General features: G+C 46.7%; 15 protein-coding genes. 4 read left to right on the forward strand and 11 right to left on the reverse strand.

Translation table 11 applies throughout. The annotated features are described in order from the left end of the window. Positions 1–14: 14 nt before the first annotated feature. Positions 15–1265, reverse strand: coding sequence for a M48 family metallopeptidase (locus tag ICN14_RS00285; RefSeq protein ID WP_216224045.1), 1251 nt, complete (start codon positions 1263–1265; stop codon positions 15–17). 15 nt (positions 1266–1280) lie between these two features. On the opposite strand from ICN14_RS00285, the gene orn reads away from it, so the two are divergent. Continuing rightward, the gene (orn, locus tag ICN14_RS00290) at positions 1281–1868 is read left to right on the forward strand and encodes an oligoribonuclease (protein ID WP_216224046.1); all 588 of its coding nucleotides are present in this window, start codon (positions 1281–1283) and stop codon (positions 1866–1868) included. An 82-nt stretch (positions 1869–1950) separates the two neighbouring features. Here orn and mog read toward each other — a convergent pair whose 3' ends face one another. Further along, a complete protein-coding gene (gene mog, locus ICN14_RS00295) occupies positions 1951–2574 on the reverse strand; it encodes a molybdopterin adenylyltransferase (RefSeq protein WP_216224047.1) in 624 nt (207 codons plus the stop codon). Positions 2575–2600: 26 nt separating this feature from the next. Between mog and pmbA the strand changes: the two genes are divergently transcribed. Then, on the forward strand, positions 2601–3947 hold the full coding sequence (gene pmbA / locus ICN14_RS00300; protein WP_216224048.1) for a metalloprotease PmbA: 1347 nt from the start codon (positions 2601–2603) through the stop codon (positions 3945–3947). Between the two features lie 17 nt (positions 3948–3964). Beyond that, positions 3965–5047 carry a TRAP transporter substrate-binding protein gene (locus tag ICN14_RS00305; protein ID WP_216180211.1) on the forward strand — a complete coding sequence of 361 codons (1083 nt, stop codon included), beginning with the start codon at positions 3965–3967 and terminating at the stop codon, positions 5045–5047. An 89-nt stretch (positions 5048–5136) separates the two neighbouring features. Here the strand turns inward: ICN14_RS00305 and ICN14_RS00310 are convergent, their stop codons facing one another. Genes ICN14_RS00310 through fdxA form a run of 5 tightly spaced genes read right to left on the reverse strand, consistent with a single transcriptional unit; the run spans position 5137 to position 9616 of the window. Beyond that, a complete protein-coding gene (locus ICN14_RS00310; RefSeq protein ID WP_216224049.1) occupies positions 5137–6843 on the reverse strand; it encodes an amidohydrolase in 1707 nt (568 codons plus the stop codon). Between the two features lie 59 nt (positions 6844–6902). Then, the gene (locus tag ICN14_RS00315) at positions 6903–7400 is read right to left on the reverse strand and encodes a dihydrofolate reductase (protein ID WP_216224051.1); all 498 of its coding nucleotides are present in this window, start codon (positions 7398–7400) and stop codon (positions 6903–6905) included. Positions 7401–7414: 14 nt separating this feature from the next. Beyond that, the gene (locus ICN14_RS00320; protein WP_215301534.1) at positions 7415–8209 is read right to left on the reverse strand and encodes a thymidylate synthase; all 795 of its coding nucleotides are present in this window, start codon (positions 8207–8209) and stop codon (positions 7415–7417) included. A gap of 38 nt (positions 8210–8247) precedes the next feature. Continuing rightward, entirely contained in the window at positions 8248–9291 is a 1044-nt protein-coding gene (locus ICN14_RS00325; RefSeq protein ID WP_216224053.1) for an NAD(P)/FAD-dependent oxidoreductase, read from the reverse strand. Position 9292: 1 nt separating this feature from the next. Continuing rightward, positions 9293–9616 (reverse strand): ferredoxin FdxA, encoded by a 324-nt coding sequence (gene fdxA, locus ICN14_RS00330; protein WP_215333620.1) that lies wholly within the window; start codon positions 9614–9616, stop codon positions 9293–9295. 119 nt (positions 9617–9735) lie between these two features. On the opposite strand from fdxA, the gene ICN14_RS00335 reads away from it, so the two are divergent. Next, positions 9736–10761: a D-glycerate dehydrogenase gene (locus ICN14_RS00335; RefSeq protein ID WP_216224055.1), complete on the forward strand. Its 1026-nt coding sequence runs from the start codon at positions 9736–9738 to the stop codon at positions 10759–10761. A gap of 26 nt (positions 10762–10787) precedes the next feature. Here the strand turns inward: ICN14_RS00335 and ICN14_RS00340 are convergent, their stop codons facing one another. Genes ICN14_RS00340 through moaA form a run of 4 tightly spaced genes read right to left on the reverse strand, consistent with a single transcriptional unit; the run spans position 10788 to position 14129 of the window. Beyond that, positions 10788–11081 carry a hypothetical protein gene (locus tag ICN14_RS00340; RefSeq protein ID WP_215304809.1) on the reverse strand — a complete coding sequence of 98 codons (294 nt, stop codon included), beginning with the start codon at positions 11079–11081 and terminating at the stop codon, positions 10788–10790. Between the two features lie 11 nt (positions 11082–11092). Then, entirely contained in the window at positions 11093–12403 is a 1311-nt protein-coding gene (gene glp / locus ICN14_RS00345) for a gephyrin-like molybdotransferase Glp (RefSeq protein WP_216224927.1), read from the reverse strand. An 8-nt stretch (positions 12404–12411) separates the two neighbouring features. Further along, positions 12412–13017: a molybdenum cofactor guanylyltransferase MobA gene (gene mobA / locus ICN14_RS00350; RefSeq protein ID WP_216224056.1), complete on the reverse strand. Its 606-nt coding sequence runs from the start codon at positions 13015–13017 to the stop codon at positions 12412–12414. Then, positions 13017–14129, reverse strand: coding sequence for a GTP 3',8-cyclase MoaA (moaA, locus tag ICN14_RS00355; protein WP_216224058.1), 1113 nt, complete (start codon positions 14127–14129; stop codon positions 13017–13019). The genes mobA and moaA overlap by 1 nt, the downstream gene beginning before the upstream one ends. Positions 14130–14166 lie beyond the last annotated feature (37 nt).

Genomic DNA, 14166 nt, shown 5'->3' on the forward strand with positions numbered 1-14166 from the left:
ATGTTCCGGGTTACTCAGTTAAAACGCTTGAGATTGGCAATGCGTAATGGAGCAGGAGGATGTGAGCTATAAAAAGCGGTATAGATCGGATCCGGTGTTAAGGTCGATGCGTTGTCTTGATAGAGTTTGACTAAGGCGGAGATCAAATCGCTTGCAGAGGATTTATCTGCAGCAAAACCATCCGCCTCGTATTCATGTTTACGTGATGCCAAGCTCGATAGCGGAGTCAGGAAGAAGCTAAAGACGGGCGAAACCAACATGAAGAGGGCTAAGGCCAGGCCACCGTTATAGCCATTAGGGTTGGGCATTACACCAAGATCGCTGTAGAACCAAGGCTGAGTACTAATCCAACCTAGGAGTGCAAATGTCGCAAAGCTCAAGGCAAAAGAAACTAGTAGACGTTTACGGATATGGTTGCACTTGTAGTGGCCTAGTTCATGAGCTAGTACGGCTTCCACTTCACCGGGATTGAGTTTCTCAATCAAGGTATCAAAAAAGACGATACGCTTGGCTTTACCCATGCCAGCAAAAAATGCATTGCCATGGGCGCTACGTTTGCTGCCATCCATGACAAATAGACCTTGGCTTGCAAAATCACAACGCGTCAACAGAGCTTCAATTTGGGTCTTTAGTGCACCTTCTTCTAGTGCTTCAAACTTATTAAAGATAGGTGCAATAAAGGTTGGAAATATCCACTGCATTAACAAGCTAAAGGCGGTAAGAACGCCCCACGCCCATAGCCACCAGAAGTCACCTGCTTGAGCCATTAAACTGAGAATGACCCAGAGGAGTGGAGTGCCAATTGCGCCACCAACACCTAAGCCCTTGAACATGTCGCTAAAAAAGAGTTTGGCATTCATGCGGTTAAAACCAAAGCGCTCTTCTAAATAAAACTGTTTGCACCAGGAAAAGGGTAGGTCAATAATTCCGGAGATCAAGACAATGGATATCAATAGCGCCATTTGCTGCGCAATACCTTCTCCCAATAGCTGCAGAAGAGAGAAATTCAAAATTTGCAAGCCACCCAAGAGCGTGAAGCCCATCAAAACAATTGCGCTGAAGCCATTCTCTAAAATACCCAGGCGCAGTTTAGCGATCGTATAGTCAGCAGCCTTTTGGTGCTCGGCTAAAGAGATCTGAGAGGCGAACTCAGCTGGTACCACATCACGATTAAGTGCAACGTGACGAATTTGGCGTTGGGATAACCAGTGGCGTAGACCAAAGCTGGCGATGAAGGCGATTAGAAAAACAATTGTGAATGTCATGAGATGATTATAGATATGAGTGAAAAAACAAGTACCCCCGCACCAAAGGTAGCGCCAGCCAATGAACACCTGATTTGGGTGGATATGGAGATGTCAGGCCTAGACCCTGAAAAAGAGCGCATTTTGGAAATTGCCGTGATCGTGACCGATGCATACCTCAATACCATTGCTACTGCCCCTGTTTGGGTAGTCCACCAAGACGACGCCTTATTAGATGCGATGGATGCCTGGAATAAGGGCACGCATGGACGCTCTGGTCTCATTGATAAGGTCAAGGCATCAACCACAGATGAAGCCACGGCCGAAGCTGAATGCATTGCCTTTCTTAAGAAATACATCAAACCCGGTATCGCTCCAATGTGTGGCAATACGATTGGCCAAGATCGCCGCTTCATGGCTAAATACATGCCTCAGCTGGAGGCATTTTTTCATTATCGAAATATCGATGTTTCCACCCTCAAGGAGCTCTGCAAACGCTGGCATCCTGAGCTGGTAAAGGGTTTTACAAAGAAGCAGGCTCATACCGCCTTGGCAGACATTGAGGAATCTATTGAGGAGCTCAAGTACTACCGAGAAAAGTTTATCGTTCCTTTGCCGGAGTAAGTTGGCATTTAAAGGTGAGTAATGAGTAATAAAAAAGGGTCTAGAAATAGACCCTTTTTACTTTTCAAAGTGACCGTTCGCCTTATTTCTTAATTGCACTCTTAGGTCTAAAAGCCTTGACGATAGATTCATCTGTCTCGATATAGGGGCCACCAATCAAGTCAATGCAATAGGGGACCGCAGCAAAGATGCCGGGAACAATGGATTTGCCTTCGGCATCCTTTAATCCCTCAAGTGTTTCTTTGATTGATTTAGGTTGGCCAGGCAAGTTGATGACTAGGGCGGTATGACCATCGATTTCTCGTAAAACGGCTGTTTGACGGGACAAAATGGCGGTAGGTACAAAGCGCAGGCTAATTTGGCGCATTTGCTCGCCAAATCCGGGCATTTCCCGGGTTCCGGCATCCATTGTGGCCTCAGGGGTTACATCTCTACGGGAGGGGCCTGTGCCGCCTGTGGTGAGGACTAAATCACAGCCAAGATCGTCGGTCAGTTCCACGATGGTTTCGGTAATGATCTCCCGCTCATCTGCAATAAGGCGCTCATGAAAGACGCAGGGGGTACTAATAGCGGTCTGAAGCCACATTTGCAGGGCAGGGATGCCCTCGTCGGTATAGACGCCCTTACTCGCTCTATCAGAGATCGAGATTAGACCAATTTTGATTTCGTTTGGGGAGGATCTTTTCCAGGCTTCGGTATGCTTCATGTTTCTATTCTAGCTATTATTAGGGCATGTTTACATACTCATCAAATCAGTTTCAAGAAATCATTGATTTCATGCTCACAGAAGCCAAAAGGCGGGGTGCCTCAGATGCTGTAGCTGAGGTTTCTGAGGGGCAAGGTCTTTCCGTCACCGTCCGCAAGGGCGAGGTTGAAACCATTGAGCAAAGCTTGGATAAACAAGTTGGCGTTACTGTCTTTTTAGGCCATCGTCGCGGCAATGCCAGCACGAGTGATTTTTCTAAAGATTCTTTAAAGGCGACAGTTGAGGCTGCGTACCATATTGCCCAGCATACGGCTGAAGATCTTTGTGCCGGCCCTGCTGAAAAATCACTCCTAGAAAAACATCCGCTTGATCTGGATTTATTTCATCCATGGGATTTGGATTCGGCAACAGCAATTGATATTGCACGTACTGCTGAAGGTGCTGCCTTTGCGGTCAGTAAACAAATTAAAAACAGCGATGGTGCTTCGGTATCCGCACATCATGCGCATTTCATGATGGGAACTAGTCATGGGTTTATGGGTGGCTATCCATTCTCACGCCACTATATTTCTTGCGCACCGATTGCAAATGAAGGTGGCAAGAAGTCACTTATGCAACGAGATGACTGGTATTCCAGTTCACGCATCCCTGAAGAGTTAGCTGATCCGGCCGCGATTGGTAAGTACGCAGCAGAGCGTGCGCTCTCACGTCTTAAGGCAAGGTCACTAACTACTCGACGCTGCCCGGTGATTTTTGAGGCGCCTTTAGCTGCAGGCCTATTGGGTGGATTGGTGCAGGCGGTATCCGGGGGCGCTTTGTATCGTCGCTCCAGTTTTTTGTTGGATAGCTTGGGTAAACAAGTCTTACCAAAGCACGTTAGTCTTTTTGAAAACCCTCATCTGAAGTCGATGACAGGTAGTGCGCCGTTTGATGAAGAGGGCGTGAAGACAAGCGCAAGGACGGTAGTCGATAAGGGCGTACTGCAAGGCTATTTCTTATCCACTTACTCTGCCAGAAAACTTGGCATGAAAACTACTGGTAACGCTGGTGGCTCTCATCACCTGACATTACAAAGTCGCAAGACGCCTAAGGGTGGATTGCCCGCGCTCCTTAAAGAGATGGGTACAGGTTTGTTGGTTACTGAGCTCATGGGGCAGGGCGTGAACTATGTCACTGGTGATTACTCTCGTGGCGCTTTTGGTTACTGGGTAGAGAACGGTGAGATTCAGTATCCAGTGGAAGGAATTACGATTGCGAGCAACTTACGCGATATGTTGATGGATATTCAGATGATTGGTAGTGATTCATTAATCCGCGGAACCAAAGAAACGGGTTCTATTCTGATTGGATCTATGACGGTTGGTGGTAAATAATTTTGGAGGAGAAGAAAATGCAAAGACGTTCCTTTTTAAAGAAAGCCACTATCGGTGCAGGTGCGGCAGCATTAGCGGCTCCATCCATTGCACAGAGCTTACCAACACTCAATTGGCGTTTGGTCTCGAGCTTTCCTAAATCATTGGATACTTTGTATGGCACCCCAGAGGTATTTGCCAATGCTCTGCGTAAAGCTACTGATGGCAAGTTCAATGTCAAAGTGTTTGCTGCCGGAGAAGTAGTGCCGGCCTTGCAAGTATTGGATGCGGTTCAAAACGGTACGGTGGAATGTGGTCATACCGCCAGCTATTACTACTTGGGTAAGAACAGCGCATTTATTTTTGATACGGCCGCGCCATTTGGCATGACAGCACGCCAGCAATCTGCTTGGATGTTGCATGGCAATGGCATGAAGTTGATGCGTGAGCTCTATGCCAGTTACAACATTGTGAACTTCTTGGGCGGACAAACTGGTACTCAGATGGGTGGCTGGTTCCGCAAAGAGATCAAGTCTCCAGAGGACCTCAAGGGACTTAAATTCCGTATCGCTGGCTTTGCTGGACAGGTGCTTGCCAAGTTAGGTGTAGTGCCACAACAGTTGCCTGCTGGTGAAATTTATTCTGCCCTAGAAAAAGGCACGATTGATGCCGCTGAATTTGTGGGTCCTTACGATGATGAGAAATTGGGTCTAGCTAAGGTCGCCAAGAACTATTACTACCCAGCATTCTGGGAAGGAGCGGCCGGCCTCTCATTCTTGGTAAATAAGAAGCAGTGGGATTCATTACCACCTGCATACCAAGCAGCATGGCAGGCAGCGTGTTTTGAAGCCCACACGGATATGTGCGCCAAGTACGATGCTTTGAATCCACCGGCATTACAACGCCTTGTTCAGGGTGGCGCAGTATTACGTAAGTTCAATACCTCAGTAATGGATGCCTGCTTTAAGGCTAGCCAAGAAACCTATGCTGAAGAGTCTGCCAAGAATCCTCAGTTTAAGAAAATCTTCGAAGACTATCGAGCTTTTAGAAACATGGAAGCGCAGTGGTTTAACGTGGCAGAGCAAGCATTTGCACAATATAGTTTTGCTAAGAAGCTTTAAGGCTAGGTTGCCAAAAGCGCCGCATCAATTGCAGATAAAGAAAAGCCACCCTAGGGTGGCTTTTCTTATAAGGGCAGAAATAAAAATCCTTACTGCTTCTTAAATACCTGCTGTCCATTAACCCAGGTTTCATTCACTTCAATATCTCTAATCTTGTAGGCATCCGTTTTCATGGGGTTCTGATTCACGATAGCGAAGTCAGCATATTTACCCGCCTGAACTGATCCAACCTTGTCATCCATCTTCAGTTGATAAGCGGCATCAATAGTGACCGCTTTTAACGCATCATTAATGGATACCTTTTCATTAGCATTTAATACCTTTTGCGGCGCTACTTGCCAAAGTCTTGAGGCGCCCTCAGAAGCGTACTTCAATGGGTGGATAGGAGAAACAGGAGAGTCGCTATGGTACGCAAAATGCATGCCATTCTTTATCAAGCTAGCGCTTGCGTCAATACGATTAGCTCTCTCAGGCCCAAGCAGGTGGTCATGAAAAGCTTCGCCCCAATAATCTGTATGTCCAATAGTGAAGCCAGGAACAACACCTAATTTTGCTGCTTTTGTGATCTGTGCCTCAGTAGGTACAGTGAAGTGCTCAATTCTTAATCTAGTCTTGGCATCACTTGGCTTGGTAACTAGTTTCTGAAATACATTGAGAGTCTGCTCAATTGCTCTATCGCCATTGGAATGCACAGAGATTTGCCAGCCCTGATCAAATCTTGGTTTAGCAAGATCATAGAGTTCTTGCTCAGTAAAGTTGAGGCTGCCTGTATTTGTAGTTCCCGCAGGATATGCGTAGGGTTGAATCATTGCGCCAGTGAGACCTTGGTCGGATCCATCAGACACAATCTTGACGCCAATAAGCTTATAGACATCATCACCCTGACCTGGCTTATAGCTATTGTTAGTCAGTGGATATGCATTTGAGTACATATATCCCCTGACGCGAACTGGAAGCTTCCCGCTGTGAGTCATGTCGTTTAATAAAGCATTTTCTTTATCAACACCAAGGTAACCGCCGAGAGAAATTTCTGCTGAAGTGGTAACACCCTTGCGCACCATTTTCTGGCCAACCTTTGCAAGCGCTTGTTCAATTAAATCCTGGTTAGGTACAGGCATCTTTGATAAGAACAAATAGAAGGCTGGTACCTCATAAACTACGCCAGTTAAACGCCCCTTGCTATCTTTAAGCAATTTGCCACCTTTGGGATCTGGAGTGGAGTCAGTAATTCCTGCCATCTCCATAGCCTTATGGTTTACATAGGCAATGTGCATACTTTGATTCATGACAAAGATTGGCTTAGTCGTAGATACCTTATCCAAGATATCGGCCGTCAACTCAGCCATGAATGGATCGGTCCTTGAGGGATCAACACCGAACGCAGTGATCCACTCTCCATCTTTAACATTCTTGCTATACGTTGTCAGTTTTGCAACCAAACTGTCTAAGGTGTCATGCGGCATCTCGAAGTTGGACATGTTTTGCCAAAGCTCTTCTGAAAATGCTGTGCCAAAGATATGTACATGTGGCTCAACAAAACCTGGCATTAAGGTTTGACCATTCAGATTGATAAGCTTGGTGTCTTTACCTTGTAAGCTTTTAACTTGGGATAAAGAGCCGACCTTAGTGATCTTGCCACCCTGAATAGCTACAGCCTCTGCTGTAGGCTGGGCCTTATTCATTGTGACAATATCGCCACCATAAAAAATGGTGTCAGCATTCCCAGCGGCGCTAGCGATCTGGCCGGCGGAAAGTAAACAGATGGATGCGAGAGTGATGCGGCTTAAAAGATGCATTTTTTAACCTTGGTGTTGTGGGTGATTGAATAAAAAGCTTTTAATGGGGTGCGATTTTTCTATTTACGCTCAAGCGTAATGAAATTAAACGTAATTTCACCTTCAGATGCTGGAGTACGCTCAATTTCTTTCCATTCGGATGGATTGGGAACCTCAAAGAAGGTATCACCACCGTCTACATCGATTTCAATCTCGGTGATGTAAAGGCGATCTGCCATCGGAAAAGCTTGAGTAAAGAGCTGCTCTCCACCAATCACAAATACGCGGGGGAATTCATTCAAAGTGGCGAGTGCTGCATCGAGTGAGTTAACTACTTCCGCGCCAGTCAACTGGAGATTGGCGTTGCGACTCACAACGATATTGCGGCGTCCAGGAAGCGGGCGACCAATAGACTCCCAAGTCTTGCGACCCATGATGACGGGGTGGCCCATTGTTACTTTTTTGAAGAACTGCAAATCAGCAGAAATCTTCCAAGGCATTTGATTGTCGCGGCCAATCACGTGATTACGTGAACGGGCAACAATCATCGATATGGCAGGGTGCTTGGTTGCAGTCATGAGGATCTAATTTCTTAAACAGCTACAGGAGCTTTAATGGCGGGATGGGATTCGTAGCCGGCGATTTCAAAATCTTCGAATTCATAATCAAAGATGGAATCTGGCTTACGTAGAATATTGAGCTTAGGCAGCGGGAAGAAGTCTCTGGATAGCTGAAGATCAACTTGCTCTAAGTGGTTGCTGTAGAGATGACAGTCGCCACCAGTCCATACAAAGTCACCCACTTCTAAATTGCATTGCTGCGCCATCATATGGGTTAGCAAAGCATAGCTAGCGATATTAAAAGGTACGCCCAAGAAGATATCCGCGCTGCGTTGATAGAGTTGGCAAGAGAGCTTGCCATCGGCAACGTAGAACTGAAAGAAGGCGTGGCAAGGCGCCAACGCCATACGAGGAATATCGGCAACGTTCCATGCGGAAACAATTATGCGACGAGAATCTGGATTCTTTTTAAGGGTCTCTACAACTTCTGCGATCTGATCAATATGCTGACCATTAGGCGCAGGCCATGAACGCCATTGATAGCCGTAAATCGGACCTAGGTCACCATCTGGTGCTGCCCATTCATTCCAAATAGAAACACCACGCTCTTTGAGCCAGTTGTTATCGGTGCTACCTTTGAGAAACCAGAGCAATTCCAAGATGATGGATTTGAGATGCAATTTCTTGGTAGTGACCATCGGAAAGCCTTCAGCCAGATTAAAGCGCATCTGGTGGCCAAAGATAGAGATCGTTCCGGTTCCGGTTCTATCGGATTTTTGGACGCCCTTTTCGAGGACTTCCTTCATAAGATTGTGATATTGACGCATAGGTATATTCAGCTAAATGATTCAGTGATATTAAGAGCTTACTCGAATGTTGGTGGGCTCACCCCAAGCGCTTTATGCAGCTTTGGAGAGGTGGTGGTGTACTGGAGTTGAATCTGCTTTTCAGGGGCTATATAGGCTGCTGCCGCAAATGCCGCCAAGGCTGCCTCATGAAAGCCTGACAGAATCAGTTTTTTCTTGCCTGGGTAGATATTGATATCGCCAACGGCGTAAATACCGGGCGTATTGGTCTGAAAGCAGGCGGTATCCACAGCAATTTGCTTGCGATCAATATCCAAGCCCCAGTCAGCAATTGGACCTAATTTCGGGGAGAGGCCATAAAACAATAAGAGCGCATCTAAGGCAATGTTTTGAACTTCACCATCAATGTTGGTGACGGCAATACCAATGAGTTTGTCATTGGAGGATTCAAGGCCGGTAATTTGTCCGATGATGAGTTGCATCTTGCCGGCTGCGCAAAGCGCGCGCATCTTAGTGATAGATTGAGGCACTGCTTTGAATTCATCTCTGCGGTGAATAAGGGTCACACTGGCCGCTTGATCAGCGAAATGTAATGCCCAGTCGAGTGCAGAATCTCCGCCGCCACAAATCACCACACGCTTACCTATAAATTGCTCAGGATTTCTGACTCGATAAAAAACTTGGCTATCTACAAATGCCTCAATGCCATCCAGATTAAGTGTGCGCGGTTGAAATGCGCCAACGCCGGCAGCAATAAAAATAGCTTTACTCAAAAATTGTTGATCTTGGGATGTGCGAATCAGAAAGCGGCCATCAGCCTGCTTCTCAAGGGTGGAGACCTCTTGATTTAGGTGGAACTGTGGCTTGAATGGCTCAATTTGTTTAAGCAGATTAGCAACCAGCTCGCGACCAGTGCAAACCGGAATCGCCGGAATGTCGTAAATCGGTTTATCTGGATAGAGTTCGATGCATTGACCACCTACCTCGGGCAGGGAGTCGATGACATGCGCTTTAATTTCTAGGAGACCAAGCTCGAAGACTTGGAAGAGCCCCACCGGACCGGCGCCAATAATGACTGCATCGGTTTCAATGGGGGAGTGCAATTTACTTTACCAGTTGGTCAAGTTTGTTTTTAACGTCTTTCCACTCTTCTGCTTCTGGAAGAGCGGCTTTGGATTTGGTGATGGATGTCCATGAAGGAGATAGGTCGGCATTCAACTTAATGAATGCCTGTTGGTCTCCCGGTACATCATCTTCGGCGTAAATCGCATTGACTGGGCACTCAGGCACGCAGACTGCGCAATCAATACATTCATCTGGATCGATAACTAAAAAGTTAGGGCCTTCGCGAAAACAATCGACTGGGCAGACATCAACGCAATCAGTGTATTTGCAACGGATACAGGCTTCGGTAACAACGTAAGTCATGATGGTGTACAGGTGAGGAGTCCGGATTAATGGACTGCCAAGTTATAAAAACTCAATTTTAGCCGAATCAGCCTATTTTTCAGGCAAAAGCCCCAATTTACTTGAGGTAAAGTCACGCTATGAACACTCCAATCAATACCTCCACAAGCCATTCCAAACCAAAGATTTTGGTCGCAAGGGCCATATTTCCTGAGGCCCTAGCCAAATTAGAGGAATCCTATGAGGTTCACTCTAACCAGTCCGACAAGATATTGACCCCAGAAGAGCTTCAAAAGGCACTCTCAGGGGTGGAGGGGGCTTTAGTTGCAGGTAGTGAGCGAATCGATGCTGCTGCCCTCGCTCAGGCTAAAAACCTGAAGGTAGTTGCCAATATCTCTGTCGGCTATAACAATTTTGATGTCCCAGCGATTACCGCTGCTGGTGTCATGGCTACCAATACCCCTGATGTTCTTACGGATACCACAGCAGATTTTGGCTTTGCTTTATTGATGGCAACTGCTAGACGTATTGTGGAATCGGAGCATTGGGTGCGAGCAGGTAAGTGGGATCAATGGTCGATTGTGAATAACCCACTCGGCATGGATTTGCATCACAGCACTGTTGGCATTATTGGTATGGGTCGTATTGGTCAAGGGATCGCTAAGCGCGCTTTAGGTTTTGGGATGAAGGTGATTTATCACAACCGCAGCCATCTTTCTGATGCTGATGAAAAAGCTTGTGGTGCCACTTATGTTTCAAAAGAAGAATTACTCCGCACTGCTGATCATGTGGTGTTGGTGCTGCCTTACACCGCGCAAAATCACCATACGATTGCTGCTGCAGAAATTGCGATGATGAAACCGACTGCAACCCTGATTAATATTGCCCGCGGCGGTATTGTGGATGATGTGGCTTTGGCACAAGCATTGCAAAGTGGCAAGATCTTTGCAGCTGGCTTAGATGTTTTTGAGGGTGAACCTCAAGTGCATCCAGAGTTACTCAAGTGCAGCAATATTGTGTTGGCTCCGCACATTGCGAGCGCTACAGAAAAGACACGAAGAGCGATGGTAGATCTCGCAGTAGAAAATCTACGAGCAGCCCTTGATGGAAAAAAGCCACCAAGCTTAATTAATGCTGAAGTACTAGCGGGTAAAAGTCAGGCTTAAGAAATGAAACGAAGTCGACAGAGTGATTAGTCGGCTTCGATTTCTTCTGGGAGCTCGCGAAGAGCAAGCTCAATCCCACCAAATTTACCTGCTACCCAGTTGTATACCTTGCAGGCAATCCAAAGCAAAGCAAAACCCAGTAAAGCATTGAGGATCAGTGCGGAGAGAACGGTAAATCCAGGAATAGCACCGTCACGAATGAAGGCCACAAACAAGGCCAACAACACAATCGGTACGGAGAAGCAGAGATAAACCAAAACCAGGGTTTTGGCGGTATGCATTGGATCTACGTAGACAATTTCTTTTTTGGTGAGTTTCATGAGGTGCAATCTTAAAGCAGTCCGTCGAAAAGCGCCACATCTACCCAGTCACCAGCGGCAACATTTCCTTGGTCATGGGGTAGGATTACAAAACAATTTGCCTCGCTCATGGATCGCAAAATTCCGGCGCCTTGGCTGCCAGTTAGTTTGACTGTAGGCTTTCCATCTGGGCCGCGCCCCACAATAGCGCGCTGAAACTCAGTCCGACCGGGCTTTTTCCGAATCGGCGCCTCGGCAATCGCTTGAGTCATTGGTGGCTCAGTCTGGCTTGCACCATTCAGTTGCAACAAAGCGGAGCGGACAAATTGGTAGAAGGTCACCATGACTGCAACGGGATTTCCGGGCAGACCAAAGAAGAGGGTTTTTCGGCTAGACCCTTCAACTGGCTTGAGCATTCCAAAGGCCATGGGACGACCTGGACGCATAGCAATTTTCCAAAATCCTACATCGCCCAAATCCTGCATGATTTGCTTGGTAAAGTCTGCTTCGCCAACGGAGACTCCGCCAGAAGAAATCAGAACATCCGCTTTAGAGGCGGCATCCATAAAGGCAGCTTTAAGTGAGGTGGGATCATCGCGCACAATGCCGCAATCAATGATTTCTAAATTAAGGCGATTGAGTAGACCAGTCAGGCTGTAACGATTGCTGTCATAAATGCTGCCGAGGTCTAGGGCCTGCCCAAGTGGGCGCAGCTCATCTCCAGAGGAAAGAATAGCAACTTTGAGTTTGCGATGTACTTTAAGGCTCGCAATACCCAGCGAAGCAGCTAGACCAAGATCGGATGGTCGCAATAAACGACCGGCTGCAATAGCAGCTTTTCCGCTTTGCAAGTCTTCGCCACGTAAGCGACGATTCTCTCCGCGCTTCACTTGATTTTGCTTAAAACCTACAGCTGACTCATTTGCAGATTCTGTAAATTCTTGAGGTATGACGGTATCGCAGTCATGAGGCATGAGTGCGCCAGTCATGATCTTGATACATTCACCCAGACCAATAGCCCCCTCATAAGGTTTGCCAGCATAGGCTGTGCCAACAATCTTCAAGGTAATTACGGTTTCATTATTTCCCAAGCAATCACCATTAAAAGCGAAGCCATCCATCGCAGAGTTATCAGCAGCGGGGACATCAATCGGGGAGAGTAAGTCTTCTGCCAAAATGCGGTTGATCGCTTGATCCAATGTGACCAACTCAATATCACTCGCGTTATTCAGCTTGCGAGACTCCTGAATCAATTCATTAACGAGACCGGCGATTGCCTTGCGTGCTTCGTCCACATGGAGAGAGGCGGTCAAAAGAATGGGGCTATTGGGAGAGTGCTTCATTAAATCTGTCATGACGATACTTTTTCTAGGGCAGCCAACTCTTCCGGGGTATTAACGTTGGCAAATGATTGCGGGTTTTCAAAAACCACAGTGCCAGAACGTAACTCTTTAAACCAGCGATCAATCTTCAAATCCCCTTTGCTTAAAAAAGCATTCAAAGAATCTTGCAGGCTGGTTTTCATTAAACAGAAAACGGGTTGCGACCAAACCTTTCCATCAGCCTCTTTGGAGGAGGCAAAGACGAGCTCTAAATTATTGTCTTCCAGCTCGGCTGACATCGTTTTGGCAAGATCCGTTGGCAATAGAGGTGAGTCACAAGGTGATGTCAGTAGGTAGGATGTTTTGCAATGCTTTAGACCAACCGAGAATCCAGCTAAGGGGCCAGAGAAATCTGGCGTTTCATCCATGAGCACTGGGTAGCCATAATACGAATACTTCGTAATGCTGCGGTTAGCATTAATCAGAATGGTGCTGACCTGGGGCTTGAGTCGACTGATAGCAGATTCAATGAGGGGTTTGCCATGAAAGGGGATTAAGCCCTTATCAATGCCGCCCATTCTTTGGGCGCGGCCACCTGCCAGAATAAGTCCCGTAATTTGTGCTGAAGTAATCATTAGCCGCCGATGTAAGACATTTCTACTTTTCGAGCGGATTTTGATCCAGCAGTATTGGATCCCCGAATTTCTGAATAGTGATCATTGCGTCCAGACCATGTGGACATGATGGCGTTGGCAATTTCTAAATCACTTCTATCGGAGCGCAATAGCGTTTTGAAATCAAAACCTTCGTTTGCAAATAGGCAAAGATAGAGCTGACCATCTGTAGAGATGCGAGCACGCGTGCACTCGTGACAAAAAGTTTGCGTGACGCTAGAGATAAAACCAATTTCGCCGGAGCCATCAACATAGCGCCAGCGCTGAGCCACTTCACCGGGATAGTTGGCCTCAATAGGCTCTATCGGGAAGACGGCATTAATGCGATTGGCCACTTCTTGTGAGGGAAGTACTTGCGACATATCCCAACCGTTAGAGCTACCTACATCCATGAATTCAATAAAGCGCAGTGTTACACCGCTACCTTTGAAGTGCTTGGCCATGCCAATAATCTCTTGATCGTTTGTACCCTTCTTAACAACCATATTGACTTTGAGATTAGTGAAGCCCACTTCTTGAGCTGCAGCAATTCCGTCGAGTACATCGGTGACTGGGAAGTCGACATCATTCATTTTCTTGAAGACATCATCATTCAAGCCATCAAGGCTAATGGTTAAGCGATGCAAGCCTGCTGCTTTTAATGCAGCTGCCTTCTTACGCAAAATACTGCCATTGGTAGTGAGCGTTAGATCAAGGGGTTGATCTGCTGTAGTGCGAATCTTCGCTAGCATCTCAATCAGCACTTCGAGATTTTTACGTAGCAAAGGCTCACCACCAGTCAGACGAATTTTTTCCACGCCTAGAGAAGCAAAGATATTCGTTAAGCGAGTGATCTCTTCAAAGCTGAGTAATTCATTATGAGAGAGATAGGGATAGTCTTTGTCGAAGATTTCCTTGGGCATGCAATAGGTGCAGCGGAAATTGCATCGATCGGTTACGGAGATTCGTAAATCACGTAGAGGACGTCCCCGAGTATCTTTAGTTGAAGTATTAGCGGCAACAAGCTGTCCAGGAATGGACGGCGCAAGGCCTTTACCTTCATCTAAACGTATGGGGATTACTTTTTCAACCATGCCTAATTATGGCTGTGAAACGGTGTTTCTGCCAAAC

The sequence above is a fragment of the Polynucleobacter sp. MG-27-Goln-C1 genome (genome assembly GCF_018881905.1).
In the GTDB taxonomy this organism is placed as follows: Bacteria; Pseudomonadota; Gammaproteobacteria; order Burkholderiales; family Burkholderiaceae; genus Polynucleobacter.

Excerpts from the sequence above, each read along its gene's own strand:
- ICN14_RS00310 (WP_216224049.1), bottom strand. The coding sequence starts at position 6,843 with ATGCATCTTTTAAGCCGCATCACTCTCGCATCCATCTGTTTACTTTCC.
- ICN14_RS00285 (WP_216224045.1), bottom strand. The coding sequence starts at position 1,265 with ATGACATTCACAATTGTTTTTCTAATCGCCTTCATCGCCAGCTTTGGT.
- ICN14_RS00335 (WP_216224055.1), top strand. The coding sequence starts at position 9,736 with ATGAACACTCCAATCAATACCTCCACAAGCCATTCCAAACCAAAGATT.
- mog (WP_216224047.1), bottom strand. The coding sequence starts at position 2,574 with ATGAAGCATACCGAAGCCTGGAAAAGATCCTCCCCAAACGAAATCAAA.
- ICN14_RS00305 (WP_216180211.1), top strand. The coding sequence starts at position 3,965 with ATGCAAAGACGTTCCTTTTTAAAGAAAGCCACTATCGGTGCAGGTGCG.
- moaA (WP_216224058.1), bottom strand. The coding sequence starts at position 14,129 with ATGGTTGAAAAAGTAATCCCCATACGTTTAGATGAAGGTAAAGGCCTT.
- mobA (WP_216224056.1), bottom strand. The coding sequence starts at position 13,017 with ATGATTACTTCAGCACAAATTACGGGACTTATTCTGGCAGGTGGCCGC.
- ICN14_RS00320 (WP_215301534.1), bottom strand. The coding sequence starts at position 8,209 with ATGCGTCAATATCACAATCTTATGAAGGAAGTCCTCGAAAAGGGCGTC.
- ICN14_RS00340 (WP_215304809.1), bottom strand. The coding sequence starts at position 11,081 with ATGAAACTCACCAAAAAAGAAATTGTCTACGTAGATCCAATGCATACC.
- orn (WP_216224046.1), top strand. The coding sequence starts at position 1,281 with ATGAGTGAAAAAACAAGTACCCCCGCACCAAAGGTAGCGCCAGCCAAT.
- fdxA (WP_215333620.1), bottom strand. The coding sequence starts at position 9,616 with ATGACTTACGTTGTTACCGAAGCCTGTATCCGTTGCAAATACACTGAT.
- pmbA (WP_216224048.1), top strand. The coding sequence starts at position 2,601 with ATGTTTACATACTCATCAAATCAGTTTCAAGAAATCATTGATTTCATG.
- ICN14_RS00315 (WP_216224051.1), bottom strand. The coding sequence starts at position 7,400 with ATGACTGCAACCAAGCACCCTGCCATATCGATGATTGTTGCCCGTTCA.
- glp (WP_216224927.1), bottom strand. The coding sequence starts at position 12,403 with ATGAAGCACTCTCCCAATAGCCCCATTCTTTTGACCGCCTCTCTCCAT.